This window comes from Gordonia otitidis NBRC 100426 (assembly GCF_000248075.1).
Taxonomy (GTDB): domain Bacteria; phylum Actinomycetota; class Actinomycetes; order Mycobacteriales; family Mycobacteriaceae; genus Gordonia; species Gordonia otitidis.
This window is the reverse complement of sequence record NZ_BAFB01000099.1, coordinates 23,621-41,105: the sequence shown is the minus strand read 5'-3', so window position 1 is coordinate 41,105 and position 17,485 is coordinate 23,621. Positions and strand designations below refer to the sequence as shown.

Below are 17,485 nucleotides of genomic sequence, written 5' to 3'. Positions count from 1 at the left end.
CTGGGAACGTAGCGATAGACCGCCGATGAGACGACGCCGAGGTCGCGGGCGATGGCCCGCAGTGACAGTCCGCCGGCGCCGTGGGTGCGCAGGTGCTCCCGGCCGAGCCGTGCGATCTCCGACTCCATGGCCGCGCGGTTGTCTGCGCGCGTCTTCCCGGTTTTCACATGGCCATTGTGTCAGATTCGAGAGCAGCGCTCTTGAATTTCGCTCGAGCAGCGCGCATACTCGTTTTCGAGAGCAGTGCTCTCGAAATCTGCGATCCTCATCGCGTCCACCGAGGAGTAACCATGGAACCCACATCGCATCACGTCGCGCCCGGTCGGTCCGACCGACTGTTCAACGCCGTCGTCCGCTGGCTCGCCGACCGCGGGGTCAACCTTGCCGGTGCACAGACTCTGACCGTCGTGGGGCGCACATCCGGTACGCCACAACGCATACCGGTCAACCCGATCAGCCTCGACGGAGGTGAGTACCTCGTCGCGGTGCGCGGCAACACCCAGTGGGTCCGTAACGCGAAAGCCGCGGGAACGGCACACCTGCGACGCGGTCGTCACGACCGGAGCGTCACGCTGGCCGAGGTCGCAGTCGCAGAACGTGCTCCGATCATCCGTGCATATCTGGATCGGTGGGGTTGGGAGGTCGGGCGATTCCTCCCCGACGGCATGACCACCGACCTGTCCGACGACCAACTGCGCACGCACGCCGCATCGATCCCTGTGTTCGCCGTCTCATGAGCCGTCGACGACGGCACAGCATCCGGCAATGGGCTTGATGCCGTGCCGGCAACAGGCTTGGTGCCGTGCCGGCAATGGGCTTGGTGCTGTGCCGGCAATGGGCTTGGTGCTGTGCCAGCAATAGGCTAGGTGCTGTGCCAGCAGTGTCCAACCCGTCGCCAGGCGAGGAACGCAGCACCCGATGGGTGATGCACCTGGACATGGACGCGTTCTTCGCCTCGGTCGAGCAGTTGACGCGGCCGACGCTCGCGGGGCGCCCGGTGCTCGTCGGTGGTACCGGCGGACGCGGGGTCGTGGCGGGAGCCAGCTACGCAGCGCGGCGGTTCGGAGCGCATTCGGCGATGCCCATGCATCAGGCGCGTCGTCTCGTCGGTGCGGGAGCCGTTGTCCTGCCACCGCGCGGGTCGCTCTACCGGGTGGTGAGCGGCAGGATCTTCGCCATTGTCCGCGAGGCGGTGCCGGTCATCGAAATGCTCTCGTTCGACGAGGCGTTCGCCGAACCGGCCGACCTCGTCGGCGCGAGTGCTGCCGACGCCGAGGCCTTCGCCGAAGAGATCCGCGCACGGATCGCGCAGAGCGTCGGCCTGGCGGCATCCGTCGGTTTCGGCAGCGGCAAACAGATCGCGAAGATCGCCTCCGGGATGGCCAAACCCGATGGGGTGATGGTGATTCCGCCCAGCAGAGAACTCGACTTCCTCCACGCACTGCCGGTACGCAAGCTGTGGGGGATAGGACCGGTATCGGGAGAGCGACTGGCGCGGCTGGGTATCGACACGATCGGAGATCTCGCCGCGATGTCGGACATCGAGGTCGCCTCGGTACTCGGTTCGGCCATCGGTCCTGCCCTGCACCAGCTCGCACGGGGATACGACGACCGACCGGTCACCGAACGTGCCGCGGCCAAACAGATCAGTGCGGAGTCGACCTTCGCGCGCGACATCGTCGACCTATCGGGGCTGCGGCCCGCGATCGACAGGTCGGCCGCCGACGCGCACCGCAGACTGCTCACCGACGGGCGCGGGGCACGCACCGTCGTCCTCAAACTCAAACGATCCGACATGTCGATCCTGACGCGTTCATCGACGCTTCCCGCAGCGACCACCGACCTCGACACCCTCACATCGATCGCGCAGCGACTCGCCCTCGATCCGCAGAGCGTCGGCCCCATTCGCCTCGTCGGAGTGGGCTTCTCGGGCCTGTCGGCCGTCGAGCAGTACGCGTTGTTCGGCGACCCGGATATGGGCCCGCCTGCCGAGACGGACCCGGTTCAGCGGATCGATTCACTCCCCGGCAGCGACCCCTTGGAGGGGACGGACCCCCAGGGAGCGACGACGCTCGATCCGACGGCGGAGGAGCAGTCGGGCTCAGGTACCGACGGGCTCGACTCGGTGCAGTCCGGCACGGGTCAGACGTCGACGGGATGGACCACCGGTGCCGACGTCATCCACCGGGAGTTCGGCCACGGATGGGTGCAGGGGAGCGGACACGGCGTGGTCACCGTGCGATTCGAGACGCGTGCAACCGGCCCGGGCATCGCGCGCACTTTCGCCGCCGCCGACACCTCGTTACGGCGCGGCGATCCGTTGGACAGTCTCGCCTGGCCCGATCCGAGCGACCGAGCGCACTGATCGACTGGGGCCACTGATCGACCGAGCGCACTGATCGACTGGGCACACCGATCGACTGGGGCCACCAATCGCCCGGGCGACCAGCCGACTGGGCGCCGACAGACCGAGCGGACCGACCGAGCGTATCGACGGCCCTCAGGCGGCGGCCGGATCGGTGCGACGGAAGAATTCGGCGACGTCGTCGGCGTCGTGGCCTGTCGACAACAGCGCGATGAGCGCCATCCGCGCCTGCGGGGCGCGCAGCCACTGGGAGACGACCGCGCCCGCGCGTTCGAGGTCGACCGCTCCGCCCCCGCCCCCGTAGGTGGGGACGACCGGCCCGTGCGGGACGCGCGTGGTGACGACCACGACGACCCCCGCGCGTCGTGCAGCGACGACCTCGGCGGTGATGTCGGGGTGGGTGTTGCCCGAGCCGGTCGCGGCCAACACGATGCCCGCGGCACGTTGCGCGACGGCCGCGGCGATGATGCCCGCGGCGACGCCGGGATACAGGGCGAACGTATCGACCCGGGCGAGTCGTTCGGGCAGCGGCCCGGAGATCAGTGGACGGCCGAGCGCCTCGTGCACCGTGTCGAAGGCCTCCGTCGCGGTCGTCGATGCCTTGAACGCGCCACGGACCCCGACGATGCGCCCTCCGAGCGCGAGCACGACACCGCGGCCACGGTTCGACGGAGTAGCGGCATAGTCGATGGCCGCCGCGATGTTGGCAGGCCCGTCGGCCTCGGGGGTGTCCGCGGGGAACTGGGCGCCGGTGAACACGATGGGCCGCGGGTCGTCGACGGTCACGTCGACGAGGAACGCCGTCTCCTCCATGGTGTCCGTGCCGTGCGTCACGACCACACCGTCGACGTCCGGGTCGGTCAGGGCTGCCGCCACGGCGCGCACCACCTGCGTCTGTTGGCTGACCGTGATGGCCGAGCTGTCGACGGACATCAGATCGACCGCGTCCACCGCGGGTGCGGCGACGAGCGACGTGTCGGCCAGGAGATCCGACGCCGACAGGACGGGAACCGCACCATGTTCTGTTCGGCGCGCGGCGACCGTGCCGCCGGTGGTGATCAGCACGATTCGGGAGTCGGTCATGGCAGACAGCGTCCCCGGAACCGATGTCGGACGTCAACCGTTTGACCCGTCGGCACTGCTCGCGCGTCGCACGGATCGCCGGCGACCGACCGATTCCCGAGGGTGTGGGTCGTTGGGCGGAGTCGATGTGTTTGGCATAGTGGTGTGAGCTTTTGGCCACGGGGGTGCTGGGGCGGCCGGTGACACGGCTTCCGCGGACCGCGCAGGACAGCGCGACTCCCCGCCGGGCACGCTCATCGTCGACGTTGAATGTGAGGAAGATCCTTGAAGTTCCCGAAGTTCGTAGGTGCCGCCATCATGGCTGCGGCAGTTGCCACATCCGTTGCGGCGTGTGGCAGCGACGATTCCGACGACGCCCCCACCGTTGCGACGACGACCAGCGCGGCCGTGACGTCCGAGGCCGGCGCGTCGGGCGCAGACGCGGGCGTCACCAACCCGAATGTCCGCCCGAGTGTCGCAACGCTGAACGCCATGCTGAACAAGGCACTCGATCCGAACGTCCCCAACTCGGAGAAGACCGAACTCGTCCAGGGATCCGAGAAGGACCCGCAGCTCTTCGACAAGCTGGTCCGGGCCCGTCAGGAGAACAAGGACGTCACCTATCAGATCTTCCCGCCGGTCATCCCGGCCGGACCGAACAAGGCGACGGTGAAGGTCCAGGTGAAGTTGCCCGACAACCCGCCGACCAAGCTCGACGCCCAGATCGTCTACGACGACGGACGGTGGAAGCTCGCCAGCGACTCGGTGTGCCCGATCCTCTCCGGCAACAACATCAAGAGCGCCATGTGCACCCAGTGACCTGACGACCGCGGCCGCACCGGCCCGTGGTCCCCACGTCATCACGAACGCCCCGTCCGACCGGACGGGGCGTTCGTGCGTGTGGGGTTCCTACTTCCAGGTGAACGAGAACCCGATCTTCTGCACCAGTGGCGTGGCGGGGTCTGCGCCCACGAGTTCACGGGCACCGGTATAGGTGCCGGAACCGCTGACCGGCAGGCCGCGCGTGGCGTCCGTGACGAGAGTGCCCGAGCCGGTGTAGGAATAGCGGGCGATCGTGAGCGTGGTGTCGGAACCGGGGATCGCGTACACCGAGTTGACCGGCGACTCGTCGGTCGTGAAATCGATCGTCACGCGATTGCCGTCCCATGCCCTCAGCGTCGCCGTGATCGTCTGGGTGAGCGTCGCCGCTGCGGTGATGGTTCGTTCGGTTCGCCAGGTCGCGCCGACGCCGATCGGCTCCGTGGGCAGTGGGATCGAGTTCTGGAACGTCTGGATCAGGGACTGTTCGACGGCGCTGCGGGCCTCGGAGCCCGACTCCTCGGTCGGGATCAACCGCAGCGACACCGGGGCGGCACCTGGGCCGAGGGCGAGGCCTGCCTGCGCTCCTTTCGCCGCGCGTAACTGGTCGTTCAACGTCGGGTCGGGCGAGGTGGGTGCGTTGAGCCGCATCTCGAGGTCGGTGTTGTCGGTGCAGTGGAACGTGGCCGTGATCGGGATGTCGACGGTCTGCTCGGTCGTGGTCTCGGTCGAGGCCACCGACGACGTCGTGGACAGCGTCGAATGCTGCGGCTGTGTCCGGTCCGGGGCTCCGCCCACGACGCGATGGGGTTGTGCCCCCGACGAGGTGACGGTGACCGCGGCGGGCGGGATGGGGATCAGGTTGGCGTCCTGTCGGCCGGAGGTCGACGTGGTGGTGCACCCGGAGTCCGCGCCCGACGACGGGCCGTCGGGCTCCGGGTCGCCGCCACATGCCGAGATCACGAGGCCGCACACCAGTGCGGTGGCGGCCGATCCGAGTGAGATCCGGAGGCGACCGGGACGGTGGGCAACGGTGGATCGACGGCTCGGATCGGACACGCCAGTCAGCGTATTGCACGTGTCAGGGATGATGGTGAGGTGGATGACGGACCCGACCCGAAGCGCAACCCGACCGACTCGGAGGAGACCAACGACATCGGCCACCGCGGAAAGCTGCAGACCTCTTCCGCTGTGCTCGGTGTACTCGCCGCGATCGCCCTGTGTGTGATCGCACTCGACGTGGCAACGAAATCGCTGGTCGTCGCGTTGTTGGACCCGGAGCGTCCCGTGCACGTCATCGGAGATGCCGTCACATTGCGTCTCGTGCGCAACAGTGGTGCGGCTTTCTCGATGGCGTCCGGCTACACCTGGGTGTTGACGCTGATCGCGCTCGCGGTCGTCGTCGTGATCATCCGGTTCAGCGGCAGGCTCCGGTCGGGATGGTGGGTGCTGGGTCTGGGGTTGGTGCTCGGCGGAGCCATCGGCAATCTGATCGACAGGATCTTCCGCGATCCGGCACCCCTGCGTGGTCACGTCGTCGACTTCATCTCGGTCGGCTGGTGGCCGGTGTTCAACGTCGCCGATTCGGCGGTTGTCTGCGGCGCGGTGTTGCTCGTCGTCTTGTCGCTGCTCGGATTCGACTACGACGGCTCGCGCTCGGGTTTCGCAGCCCGACGATCCGACACGGCGCACGACGAGCGCGATCGTGGTGCCGCCGACAGCGCCCCGTCGAGCCCGGAGGAACGTGATGCGTGAGTCGCGATCCATGCCTGTTCCCGACGGGATCGCGGGCATGCGCCTCGACGCGGGCGTGTCCCGCATCCTCGGGCTGTCCCGAACCGTCGTGGCGAACCTGGCCGACGCCGGCGATGTGACCGTCGACGGCGTCGCAGTCGGCAAGTCACACAAGCTCGCGGCAGGCAGTTGGCTCGACGTACTGCTGCCAGAACCCGACGAACCGTTGCGCGTCGAACCGACGCCCGTGGAGGACCTCACGGTCATCTACCACGACTCCGACATCATCGTGGTGGACAAACCGGTCGGGGTGGCGGCCCATCCGTCCCTTGGCTGGAGCGGCCCGACAGTCGTCGGCGCGCTGGACGCAGCCGGATTCAGGATCTCGACGTCGGGTGCCGCAGAACGGCAGGGCATCGTGTCGCGCCTGGACGTGGGGACATCTGGCTTGATGGTGGTCGCTGCGTCCGAGCACGGCTACACGCTGCTCAAGCGCGCGTTCCGTGATCGCGAGGTCGACAAGGGCTACCACGCGCTCGTCCAGGGACATCTCGATCCACCGACGGGAACCATCGACGCGGCCATCGGGCGACACCGCGGTGCCGACTGGAAGTTCGCGGTGACCGCCAACGGCAAGCCGAGCATCACCCACTACGACACTCTCGAGATGTTCGCGGCGGCCTCACTGCTCGACATCCATCTCGAGACAGGCAGGACGCACCAGATCCGCGTGCATTTCTCGGCCCTGCACCATCCCTGTTGCGGGGACATGACCTATGGCGCCGACCCGGTGTTGGCCGCGCGACTCGGCCTGGAGCGGCAGTGGTTGCACGCACGTTCGCTCGGGTTCAGTCACCCCGCCGACGGTCGGTGGGTGGAGTTCACGAGTCCGTATCCGGCCGACCTCCAGCACGCGCTCGACGTTCTACGCGAGACGTGAGAAACGGCGACACGCCGCCGACACGTCGGGATCCGCGCCTCATCTGTCACACCCTGGCGCGGCGTCGGGCTCCGTGTCAGAGCAGAGTCCTACAGTGGTTGGGATCGATCAAGACGCAGTGAACGCACACAGCGATCACAAGCACACAAGCACACACGACGTCGACACGTGACGTTCGTTCGAGGTGAGAGGCATCCGTGGCCGGTTCGTTTGTCCACCTGCACAACCACACCGAGTACTCGATGCTCGACGGTGCCGCCAAGGTGTCACCTCTGTTCGCGGAGGCCAAGCGGCTGGGGATGACCGCGATCGGTATGACCGACCACGGCAACATGTTCGGTGCCAGCGAGTTCTACAACACTGCGATCAAGAACGAGATCAAGCCGATCATCGGCATCGAGGCGTACATCGCCCCGGAGTCGCGGTTCAACACCAAGCGCATCCAGTGGGGTACCCGCGACCAGAAGGACGACGACGTCTCGGGTTCGGGCGCCTACACGCACATGACGATGGTGGCAGAGAACGCCACCGGGCTGCGCAATCTGTTCAAGCTCTCCTCGCTCGCATCCATCGAGGGACAGCTGGGCAAGTGGGCCCGCATGGATGCCGAGGTCATCGCCGAACACGCGGAAGGAATCATCGCGACCACCGGCTGCCCGTCGGGTGAGGTGCAGACCCGCCTGCGCCTCGGGCACGAGCGTGAGGCGCTCGAAGCCGCAGCCAAGTGGCAGGAGATCTTCGGCAAGGAGAATTTCTACCTCGAGTTGATGGAGCACGGTCTCGAGATCGAGCGTCGAGTCCGTGACGGATTGCTCGACATCGGCCGTCGACTCGGTATCAAGCCGATCGTCACCAACGACTGCCACTACGTGACCAAAGACCACGCCTCGAGCCACGAGGCGCTGCTGTGTGTGCAGACCGGAAAGACGCTCTCCGACCCGACCCGCTTCAAGTTCGACGGCGACGGCTACTACCTGAAGTCGGCCGACGAGATGCGCGCCCAATGGGATTCGATCGTTCCCGGCGCCTGTGACAACACTCTGGAGATCGGCGAGCGGGTGCAGTCCTACGCCGATGTCTTCACCCATCGCGACCGGATGCCGATCTTTCCCGTCCCGGAGGGAGAATCGCAGCAGACGTGGCTCCGTAAGGAGGTCGCCAAGGGCTTGTCCGAGCGGCGTTTCCCCGGCACCGAGGTGCCCGAGGACTACCAGCGACGGGCCAACTACGAACTCGACGTCATCATCCAGATGGGTTTCCCCGCGTACTTCCTCGTGGTCGGCGACCTCATCAAGCACGCACACGAGGTGGGGATCCGCGTCGGACCCGGTCGTGGTTCGGCCGCAGGCTCGTTGGTGGCGTGGGCGCTCGGGATCACCAACATCGACCCGATCCCGCACGGACTCCTGTTCGAGCGATTCCTCAACCCCGAGCGTGTGTCGATGCCCGATATCGACATCGACTTCGACGACCGCCGTCGCGGTGAGATGGTGCGCTACGCCACGGAACGATGGGGGAGCGACAAGGTCGCCCAGGTGATCACCTTCGGCACCATCAAGACGAAGGCCGCCATCAAGGACTCCGCGCGAGTCCAGTTCGGGCAGCCGGGGTTCGCCATCGCCGACCGGATCACCAAGGCGCTGCCCCCGCCGATCATGGCGAAGGACATCCCCGTCTGGGGCATCACCAACCCCGAGCACGAACGGTTCGGTGAGGCCACCGAGGTCCGCACACTGATCGAGACCGACCCCGACGTCAAGAAGATCTACGACACCGCTCTCGGGCTCGAGGGACTGATCCGCAATGCGGGCGTGCACGCCTGCGCGGTGATCATGTCGTCGGAGCCGCTGACCGACGCCATCCCGGTGTGGAAGCGCGCACAGGACGGCGCGATCATCACCGGATGGGATTACCCGTCGTGTGAGGCCATCGGCCTGTTGAAGATGGACTTCCTCGGTCTGCGCAACCTGACCGTCATCGGCGACGCGCTCGAGAACATCACCCTCAACCGCGGCATCGACCTGGACCTCGACACGCTGCCTCTCGAAGACGAGAAGACCTACGAGCTGCTCGCCAAGGGCGACACCCTCGGCGTGTTCCAGCTCGACGGCGCGGCCATGCGTGAACTGCTGAAGATGATGCAGCCCACCGGTTTCGAGGACATCGTCGCGGTGCTCGCGCTCTACCGACCCGGGCCGATGGGTGTCAACGCGCACACCGACTACGCCAAGCGCAAGAACGGCCTGCAGGACATCAAGCCGATCCACCCCGAACTCGAGGAACCGCTCAAGGAGATCCTCGCCGAGACCTACGGTCTGATCGTCTATCAAGAGCAGATCATGCAGATCGCGCAGAAGGTCGCCGGGTACTCCCTCGGACAGGCAGATCTGTTGCGTCGCGCAATGGGTAAGAAGAAGAAGGAGATCCTCGACGAGGCCTACGACGGTTTCGCCGAGGGGATGCGCAACAACGGGTTCTCCCAGGGCGCGATCACCGCGTTGTGGGACACGGTGCTCCCGTTCGCCGGCTACGCGTTCAACAAGTCGCACGCGGCGGGCTACGGTCTCGTCTCCTTCTGGACCGCCTACCTCAAGGCCAACTATCCGGCCGAGTACATGGCAGGTCTGCTCACCTCCGTCGGCGACGACAAGGACAAGGCGGCCATCTACCTCGCCGACTGCCGCAAACTCGGCATCACCGTCCTCCCACCCGACGTCAACGAGTCGCAGCACAACTTCGCCGCGGTCGGTGCCGACATCCGCTTCGGTCTCGCCGCGATCCGCAACGTCGGTTCTGGCGTGGTGTCCTCGATCCTCGCCGCGCGCGAGGAGAAGGGGAAGTTCACGAGCTTCTCCGACTACCTGAACAAGATCGACGTCACGGCCTGCAACAAAAAGGTCACCGAATCTTTGGTCAAGGCAGGCGCTTTCGACTCGCTCGACCATCCGCGCAAGGGACTGTTCCTGATCCACGTCGAGGCGGTCGAGTCGGTCATCGGCACCAAGAAGGCCGAGGCGATCGGTCAGTTCGACCTCTTCGGCGACGCCGGCGGAGCCGACGACACGATGGCCGAGGTGTTCGCGGTCAAGGTGCCCGATCAGGAGTGGGATTCCAAACACAAACTCGCACTCGAACGAGAGATGTTGGGACTCTACGTCTCCGGGCACCCGCTCAGCGGCGTCGAGCACGCAATCGCGGCCCAGACCGACACCTCGATCACGCAGCTGCTCGAGGGCAACATCTCCGACGGTGCGCAGATCACCATCGGCGGCATCATCTCGTCGGTGACGCGGAGGGTGAACAAGAAGGGTGAGCCGTGGGCGGCGGTCACGCTCGAGGACATGGTCGGTGGTGTCGAGGTCTACTTCTTCCCCCGGGCATTTCAGACCTACGGGATGGACATCGTCGCCGACAACATCGTCCTGGTGAAGGCACGGGTCAACATGCGTGACGATTCGATGATGATCAGCGCCAACGATCTCGCCGTTCCCGACCTCAACGCTGCCGGCGCGACGAAGCCGGTGGCGCTGACCCTGGCGGCGCGGGCGTGCACCCCTGATCGTGTTCAGGCTCTCAAACAGGTACTGACCCGACATCCGGGTCCGGCAGACGTACACGTGACCCTGGTCAGCGACGAACGCTCGACGGTGCTCAAGTTGACCGAGGCGTTGCGTGTGACACCGAGTTCGGCACTCATGGGGGACTTGAAGGCGCTGCTCGGACCGAGCTGCCTGAGCTGACCCGCGCGGGTACGCTCCATCAATGCCCGGCCACTTCATCGTGCACGGCGATGACGCCCTCACCGAGCGCATCAGCGACGAGCTCCGCAGCGCGGGGGCGATCATCGTGCCGCTGCACGACCCGGCCGAGCTCGCCCACCTCGACGTCGAGAATGCCGCCGCCGTGGTGTGTCCGGGTTCCGATGATGCGGTCAACCTGGAGATCGCTCTGCTCACCAGGCGCCTCAGCGGAACGGTGCGCGTGGTGGCCAACCTTTCGAACGCGGTGCTCCGCGACGCGGTGGCTCTCGGCAACGGTCCGGGTGCCGTCCTCGACGTCGCCGAACTCGCGGCACCGTCCGTGGTCGAGGCGTGCCTTGGTAGGACGACGCATCCGATTGCTGTCGCGGACAACGAGTTCGTGGTCTCCGGCGCATATGCACCACGGGCCGCGACCCTGCGCGAGCTCTACGGCGATCTCGCCCCCGTGGCAGTGTTGCGTGGCGAGAACAGTTCCGCGCCGGGCGAGGTCGTCCCGTCACCCGGCCGCGACCTCGACGTCGACGAGGGCGATTGGGTGACGATGATCGGCACACCCGGCCAGCTCGCCGAGCAGCACATCATCGTCGATCGCGACGCGCCGAGCGGGCGCCGCAGGCACCATCGACCGTTACCGCGGCGAGTTCTCGGCGGGCTCCGGGCTTTTCGCGACGACGTCAACCCCAACCTGTTCCGGGCTCTCGGGGTGTCGCTCGCCCTGCTGCTCGGGGCGACCGTGCTGTTGCGCTTCACCTATCACCGACCGGGCATGAGCTTCGTCGATGCCCTGTACTTCTCCACCGAGACGATCGCGACGGTCGGATATGGCGATTTCAGTTTCGTCGGGCAGCCGACCTGGTTGCGGCTGTTCTCCATAGCGCTGATGTTCGCCGGCATCACGACGACCGCCATCCTCATGGCGTTCATCGCCGATCTCCTGCTGTCGCAACGACTCTCGGCCTCAGCGGGCCGTCGTAGGGTTCGCGAGTTCTCCGGGCACGTCGTCGTGGTGGGACTCGGTTCGTTCGGCATCCGCGTGGCGAACGACCTCACGGCATTGGGATACGACGTCGCCGTGATCGAGCACAACGACGACAACCGCTACCTCGATGCGGCCGCGGAACTCGACATCCCGGTCGTCTTCGGCGACGCGACGTTGCGTCGAACACTCTCCGACGCCGGTATCGAACGAGCACGTGCAGTCGCGGTGCTGACCCACGACGACATGGTCAACATCGAGACCGGCATCATCCTGCGCGAACTGCTCGGCCGCCGGTGGACGCGCGCGGAGGGTAGACCCGGCGTGCCTGTGGTGATGCGTGTCTACGACCACGCGCTCGGTTCTGCTGTCGCCCATCGGTTCGGCTTTCAGAACGTCCGCTCGACCGTCGAGCTCGCCGCACCCTGGTTCATCGGCGCGGCACTGGGACTACAGGTGATCTCCACGTTCTCGGTGGGCCAGCGATCGTTCATGGTCGGCGGGCTGTTCATCCGTGAGCGAAGCGCGCTCGACGGCCTGGCCATGGAGGAACTACCGACGAGAACCCGCATCATCGCGATCGTGCGGGGTGGAACTACCATCGTTCACCCCCGACGCGACGATCGGCTGGCGGCCGACGACACGGTCTATCTCGTGGGCCCCTACCACGAACTCTTCGACACCCTGCGCGACGGCCGCTGACCTCGAACACAGAAGAAATACCTGGTCGAAGCACCCACGAATCCAAAGTTTCGGCCCCCCGAACATTTTCTCACCGATGTGTCTATACTCGTGTCATAGGTCGAGCGAATGAGGTGTCCGATGACAGTCCTGATCGAGTCCGACGGCTCCCAGCGAGGTCGGGGACGCGCGGCTGCTGACGCACACACGATCGAGATCGCCGGGGTCAACTGGCCCGTCCACAAGGTGTACGCGGTGGTGGCCGCCACCGTCGCGGCGCTCGTCGTCCTCCTCGTGACCCGGTCACCGGAGATCACCGCATGGTCGTCGGCCGCGACGGGCGTTGCGGTGTGGTTCGCCGCCGCGAGTCTGACACGCGGTCAGCGGCCGGGGAACGCAGCAACCGACCCGGCGGAGTAGCCGCTCGGGATCTCGTAGATCCGTCCGTCGAAGCCCGCGCGGTAGAGGTGTCCGGCCGAGAAACCACGGGCCGATCGGCCATACGACACCACGCTCGACAGCGGTAGCCCGCTCGTGAGCACGCAGTAGCGTCCCGGCGAGGTGATCCGCACGATTTGTCCGCTCGCATTGAACGGCACCACCGGACGATCCGCGGCGTCGAGTGTCAAGCCGTCCGGTGCCGCGAGAGCATCGCCGCCGCCGAGCGTGAGCAGACTCTGCACGACGCGCGGGTTGCTGGTCGAGATGCGGCTGACGCCTGGATTGGTGAACGTGCGCGACACGTACAGGAAGCCGTCGTCGCGGTCGAGGACCGCACCGTTGGCACTGGGTATCGAAGCCCAGCCCGGCGTCACGGTACCGGTGGGTGTGATCTTGCCGACCAGGTTTCCGAAGTCGTTGGTGGCGTACACATTCCCACGAGCGGACACGTCCATCCCGTCGGCTGCCGAGAGTCCGCTCACCCAGGGACGCAGCGCGAGAGTGTTGACGTCGAGGCGCGCGATCGCGCCTGGACGGATGGCGTCACCGAGAAGAACTCTGGGATCGGAGCCGTAACCGACCAGCAGTGTGCCGTCCGGCGTCCAGGCCAGGGCGCCCGCACCGCCGGAGGGCACCTTCGCAATCGGCACAGCGCCCGCGCCGGGTCGATCGAGGAGGAACACACGTCCGCTGACCAGGTCGGTGGTGTAGAGCCGGCCGCTCGCATCGACCGTCAACCCCTCCAACGCGGCCCCGGGTACCGTTCCGACGAGGCGTGCCGGTGCGGCGCCGCCCGCGCAGGCAGGCGCGGCGTCGGCTGGGCCGGAACCCACGCTGGTGGTCGCGATCACCGACGCGGCGGCGATGGCGCAGGCGGAGAGTGCGGTGGTCCTTCGAACGAGGTGTCGGAACATGCCGACCTCCTACGGTGTCTGACGTCGCATGAGTGTCCGATGCCGCCTCGATGCTGGACGACGGTACTGCCGACACTGCTGCTCGACCTGTTGCTCGAACGGGGTGCGACGAAATGGGGTTGGCGTCACTGATGCTACGTGCGTCGGGTCGCCCGACGAGGGATTTCGGGAGGTGAGACCATGGACTGCGTGAGTACGCAACACCTCGGAGTCGACAATTCGCACGCCACGTCGCAGGAGCAGGAGCTCTCCGCCGACGCGATCCAGGCGGCGGTCGAGCGGATTTCGCCCGCGGTGACACGCACCCCGCTGGAAGCGGTTCCGCGGATCTCCGCGGAGTACGGAACCAGGGTCCACGTCAAGCGTGAAGACCTGCAGACGGTTCGGTCCTACAAGATCCGTGGTGCCTACAACACCATGTCGCTGCTCTCCGACGACGAGCTCGCGGCAGGCGTCGTCGCCGCGAGTGCCGGCAACCACGCCCAGGGCGTCGCGTATGCCTGCCGAACGATGGGGGTTCCGGGACGCATCTACGTCCCGACCACGACACCCAAGCAGAAACGTGACCGTATTCGTTGGCACGGCGGTGATTTCGTCGAGCTCCTCGCGGTCGGCGACACCTACGACGCCGCCGCGGCCGCTGCGCAGGACGATGTGATGCGCACCGGTGCCGCCTGGATTCACGCCTTCGACGATCCGCGTACCGCAGCGGGACAGGGCACCAGCGCTGTCGAGATCGTCGAGCAACTCGGCAGAGTGCCCGACGTCGTCGTCCTCCCGGTCGGCGGGGGCGGTTGTCTCGCGGGCATCGCGACCTATCTCCGGTCGAGATCCGACGACGTCGCCATCATCGGCGTCGAACCACACGGCGCGGCGTCGCTGTCGGCGGCACTGGTGGCGGGCGGACCGGTCACGCTCGAGCAGATCGACCCCTTCGTCGACGGTGCCGCGGTCAAGCGCATCGGCGCACTCGGCCACCGGGTGCTCGCGTCGATGGGGGCGACCGTTGCCGATCATCCCGAGGTGCGCCGGCAGGTCGCGAAGCAAGGTGGATCGTCGCACGCACCGGTGCTCTCCGTCGACGATCCGCTCGTCGTGACCCCGGGTACCACGCACATCACGCACGTCGACGAGGGCGCAATCTGTTCGACGATGCTCGATCTCTATCAGAACGAGGGGATCATCGCCGAGCCTGCGGGTGCGCTGGCGGTCACCGGCCTGTCGCGACTGGCGCTCCCCGCAGATGCCGACGTGGTCTGCCTGATCTCGGGCGGCAACAACGACGTGTCGCGGTACAACGAGATCATCGAGCGATCACTCGTCCACAAAGGACTCAAGCACTACTTCCTCGTCGACTTTCCGCAGGAGCCGGGCGCGCTGCGTCGTTTCCTCGACGAGGTCCTCGGCCCCGACGACGACATCACGCTGTTCGAATACGTCAAACGCAACAACCGCGAGACCGGTGCCGCCCTCGTCGGTATCGAGCTCGGCGCGCCGGAGGGGCTCGGTGAGCTCATGGAGCGGATGTCGCACACACGGCTCAACTGTGAACGGCTCGAGCCGGGGTCGTCGGCGTACAACTATCTGACCTGAGCCGGCGGGGCCCGTAGTGGTCGACCATCACTCGGGTCCCGGCAGTCGCCGCCCGATCACCACGTTGTGGCCCGGGCTGCGCACGCCCGACTCTGTTACTGCGACGTCGGTCCAGCTCAGCGCGGGATCGATCCGGATGGGCACGCCGACGGTGTCGGCTCCGATGATGACCAGCACGGTGTGGTCGCCGCGATGCATCGCAAACCACCCTGCCTCCTCGTCGTAGGTGACGTCGACTGAGTCGAACGACGGGTCGGCGAAGTCGTCGACCGACTTCCGCAGTGCGACGAGAGCGCGGTAGAACTCGAGCACCCGTGCGTGCGTGCCGCTGGCGGGTTCGCTCCAATCGAGCTTCGAGTCGGCGAATGTCTGTGGTGACTGCGGATCGGGGATCTCCGCGCTGTCCCATCCGTGTTCGGCGAACTCGGCCTTGCGCCCTTCGGCGGTGGCGCGGCCGAGTTCGGGTTCGGGATGCGAGGTGAAGAACTGGAACGGGGTACTCGCTGCCCACTCCTCGCCCATGAACAGCATCGGCGTGAAGGGGGACAGCAACACCAGGGCCGCCTTGATGGCCAGTGGTCCCGGGTCGAGGTACGCCGACGGGCGGTCGCCGATGGCGCGGTTGCCGATCTGGTCGTGGTTACAGGTGTAGGCGAGCAGGGCGGAGGCGGGGATCTCGTCGGTCGGTATCGGTCTACCGTGGTGGCGGCGACGGAATGACGAATACGTGCCGTCGTGAAAGAAGCCACCGCGCAGCACCTTTGCCAGGGCGGAATAGCTGCCGAAGTCGGCGTAATAACCCTGACGTTCGCCGGACACGAGCGTGTGGATGGCGTGATGGATGTCGTCGTCCCACTGCGCGGTCAGTCCGTACCCGCCACGATCGCGCGAGGTGATCAGCCGCGGGTCGTTGAGGTCGCTCTCGGCGATGAGTGAGAGCGGCCTGCCGAGTTCGGCTGCGAGTGCGTCGGTTTCGGTCGCGAGCTCTTCGAGGATGTGTACCGCGCGGTGGTCGTTGAGGGCGTGAACCGCGTCGAGGCGTAGTGCGTCGACGTGGAAGTCACGAAACCAGCGCAGCGCGTTCTCGACGATGTAGTCGCGGACGGTGTCCGAATCGGGGCCCGCGAGATTGAGTCCCGCTCCCCACGATGTCGCGCCGTCGCTGAGATAGGGGCCGAAATCCGGCAGGTAGTTTCCCGACGGCCCGAGATGGTTGTAGACGACGTCGAGAACGACCCCGAGCCCGCGGGAGTGGCATGCGTCGACGAACCGGGCGAGCGCGTCGGGGCCGCCGTAGGACTCCTGGACCGCGTACCAGTCGACGCCGTCGTATCCCCAGCCGACGTCTCCGTTGAAGGCATTGACCGGCATCAGTTCGACGAAGTCGACTCCGAGTTCGACGAGGTGGTCGAGTCTGGTGATCGCGGTGTCGAGAGTGCCCTCGGGGGTGAACGTACCGATGTGCAGTTCGTAGATGACCGCGCCCGATACCGAACGGCCCTGCCACTCGTCGTCCGTCCAGACCGAGCCGTCCACGGTGTGGAGCGCCGACAGACCGTGCACCCCGTCGGGCTGGCGAACCGAACGCGGGTCCGGCCGCACCGGCGCGTCGGCGGTGTCCGACAACGCGCCGGACTGCGTCTGCGTACCGGCATCGCCTGTGAGGATCCGGAAACCGTATCGGCGCGTCGCCGCGGAGGCGCCGCCGAGCCCGGTGGTCTCCGGTGCTTCCTCGATCGTTGTGGCGTCGACCATCCACCACCCTGGCGCGTCGTTGACCCGGATCATCGGGATTCCGCCCGTGTTATCAGTGGTGTCAGTGGTTTCCGTCTTCTCGGTGGCTTCCGAGTGTTCTGTGTCGGGGTCGTCTGGGGAGTCGGGGGAGTCGGTCACGAGAATGACCGAGCGCGCAGTGGGAGCCCACACTCGGACGTCGGCCATGAGACGGGGCGGTTCGAAACGTCTCGATGGTGCACCGGTGTGAACGTTTTCCTCCGGCTCCCGGGCGCCTGTCGTTATGGTGTTTGCGTTGCACGGGCCGCGCGATCCGGGGCTGGTCTGCATGGCCCAACCGTAGAACGGGACACGATGTGGCGCCGACTCGCCACCATGTGACCCATCGCACACGAGATGCATGCGGCGATGTATATTACCGCGCAGTTAGATAAGTGGCTGGAGCGAGACGGAAGTGTGTTGGCG

General features: G+C 66.6%; 13 protein-coding genes and 1 pseudogene. 9 read left to right on the top strand and 5 right to left on the bottom strand.

All coding sequences use genetic code 11. The annotated features are described in order from the left end of the window. Window positions 1-167: pseudogene (locus GOOTI_RS26760) on the bottom strand (TetR/AcrR family transcriptional regulator); the annotation flags it as partial. Between the two features lie 123 nt (window positions 168-290). Here GOOTI_RS26760 and GOOTI_RS10245 point away from each other — a divergent pair. Continuing rightward, window positions 291-737 (top strand): nitroreductase/quinone reductase family protein, encoded by a 447-nt coding sequence (locus GOOTI_RS10245; protein WP_007238516.1) that lies wholly within the window; start codon window positions 291-293, stop codon window positions 735-737. A gap of 188 nt (window positions 738-925) precedes the next feature. Next, window positions 926-2,365, top strand: coding sequence for a DNA polymerase IV (locus GOOTI_RS10240; protein WP_007238515.1), 1,440 nt, complete (start codon window positions 926-928; stop codon window positions 2,363-2,365). Window positions 2,366-2,500: 135 nt separating this feature from the next. Here the strand turns inward: GOOTI_RS10240 and GOOTI_RS10235 are convergent, their stop codons facing one another. After that, on the bottom strand, window positions 2,501-3,448 hold the full coding sequence (locus GOOTI_RS10235) for an asparaginase (RefSeq protein WP_007238514.1): 948 nt from the start codon (window positions 3,446-3,448) through the stop codon (window positions 2,501-2,503). Between the two features lie 264 nt (window positions 3,449-3,712). Here GOOTI_RS10235 and GOOTI_RS10230 point away from each other — a divergent pair, with 264 nt between their 5' ends. Further along, window positions 3,713-4,246: a WKL family lipoprotein gene (locus GOOTI_RS10230; RefSeq protein ID WP_007238513.1), complete on the top strand. Its 534-nt coding sequence runs from the start codon at window positions 3,713-3,715 to the stop codon at window positions 4,244-4,246. 90 nt (window positions 4,247-4,336) lie between these two features. On the opposite strand, the gene GOOTI_RS10225 is transcribed toward GOOTI_RS10230, so the two are convergent. Next, window positions 4,337-5,305, bottom strand: a complete 969-nt coding sequence (locus tag GOOTI_RS10225) for a hypothetical protein (protein ID WP_007238512.1) — start codon at window positions 5,303-5,305, stop codon at window positions 4,337-4,339. A gap of 39 nt (window positions 5,306-5,344) precedes the next feature. Between GOOTI_RS10225 and lspA the strand changes: the two genes are divergently transcribed. The 5 genes from lspA to GOOTI_RS10200 all read left to right on the top strand — a co-directional run bounded on the left by lspA (window position 5,345) and on the right by GOOTI_RS10200 (window position 12,758). Further along, the gene (gene lspA, locus GOOTI_RS10220; RefSeq protein ID WP_007238511.1) at window positions 5,345-6,001 is read left to right on the top strand and encodes a signal peptidase II; all 657 of its coding nucleotides are present in this window, start codon (window positions 5,345-5,347) and stop codon (window positions 5,999-6,001) included. After that, window positions 5,994-6,920 carry an RluA family pseudouridine synthase gene (locus GOOTI_RS10215; protein ID WP_007238510.1) on the top strand — a complete coding sequence of 309 codons (927 nt, stop codon included), beginning with the start codon at window positions 5,994-5,996 and terminating at the stop codon, window positions 6,918-6,920. The genes lspA and GOOTI_RS10215 overlap by 8 nt, the downstream gene beginning before the upstream one ends. Window positions 6,921-7,117: 197 nt before the next feature. Then, window positions 7,118-10,660 (top strand): DNA polymerase III subunit alpha, encoded by a 3,543-nt coding sequence (gene dnaE, locus GOOTI_RS10210; protein ID WP_007238509.1) that lies wholly within the window; start codon window positions 7,118-7,120, stop codon window positions 10,658-10,660. A 22-nt stretch (window positions 10,661-10,682) separates the two neighbouring features. Beyond that, window positions 10,683-12,359: an NAD-binding protein gene (locus tag GOOTI_RS10205; RefSeq protein WP_007238508.1), complete on the top strand. Its 1,677-nt coding sequence runs from the start codon at window positions 10,683-10,685 to the stop codon at window positions 12,357-12,359. Window positions 12,360-12,479: 120 nt separating this feature from the next. Then, window positions 12,480-12,758 (top strand): hypothetical protein, encoded by a 279-nt coding sequence (locus tag GOOTI_RS10200; RefSeq protein ID WP_007238507.1) that lies wholly within the window; start codon window positions 12,480-12,482, stop codon window positions 12,756-12,758. On the opposite strand, the gene GOOTI_RS10195 is transcribed toward GOOTI_RS10200, so the two are convergent. After that, window positions 12,719-13,693, bottom strand: a complete 975-nt coding sequence (locus tag GOOTI_RS10195; protein ID WP_007238506.1) for an SMP-30/gluconolactonase/LRE family protein — start codon at window positions 13,691-13,693, stop codon at window positions 12,719-12,721. The genes GOOTI_RS10200 and GOOTI_RS10195 overlap by 40 nt on opposite strands. A gap of 180 nt (window positions 13,694-13,873) precedes the next feature. Between GOOTI_RS10195 and ilvA the strand changes: the two genes are divergently transcribed. Further along, entirely contained in the window at window positions 13,874-15,286 is a 1,413-nt protein-coding gene (gene ilvA, locus GOOTI_RS10190; protein ID WP_007238505.1) for a threonine ammonia-lyase IlvA, read from the top strand. Window positions 15,287-15,313: 27 nt separating this feature from the next. Here ilvA and treZ read toward each other — a convergent pair whose 3' ends face one another. Next, window positions 15,314-17,227, bottom strand: coding sequence for a malto-oligosyltrehalose trehalohydrolase (gene treZ / locus GOOTI_RS10185; protein WP_007238504.1), 1,914 nt, complete (start codon window positions 17,225-17,227; stop codon window positions 15,314-15,316). Between the last annotated feature and the right edge of the window lie 258 nt (window positions 17,228-17,485).

Coding starts and splice junctions, on each gene's coding strand:
- GOOTI_RS10245 (WP_007238516.1), top strand. CDS start 291: ATGGAACCCACATCGCATCACGTCGCGCCCGGTCGGTCCGACCGACTG.
- GOOTI_RS10240 (WP_007238515.1), top strand. CDS start 926: ATGCACCTGGACATGGACGCGTTCTTCGCCTCGGTCGAGCAGTTGACG.
- GOOTI_RS10235 (WP_007238514.1), bottom strand. CDS start 3,448: ATGACCGACTCCCGAATCGTGCTGATCACCACCGGCGGCACGGTCGCC.
- GOOTI_RS10215 (WP_007238510.1), top strand. CDS start 5,994: ATGCGTGAGTCGCGATCCATGCCTGTTCCCGACGGGATCGCGGGCATG.
- GOOTI_RS10205 (WP_007238508.1), top strand. CDS start 10,683: ATGCCCGGCCACTTCATCGTGCACGGCGATGACGCCCTCACCGAGCGC.
- GOOTI_RS10200 (WP_007238507.1), top strand. CDS start 12,480: ATGACAGTCCTGATCGAGTCCGACGGCTCCCAGCGAGGTCGGGGACGC.
- GOOTI_RS10195 (WP_007238506.1), bottom strand. CDS start 13,693: ATGTTCCGACACCTCGTTCGAAGGACCACCGCACTCTCCGCCTGCGCC.
- ilvA (WP_007238505.1), top strand. CDS start 13,874: ATGGACTGCGTGAGTACGCAACACCTCGGAGTCGACAATTCGCACGCC.
- treZ (WP_007238504.1), bottom strand. CDS start 17,227: ATGGCCGACGTCCGAGTGTGGGCTCCCACTGCGCGCTCGGTCATTCTC.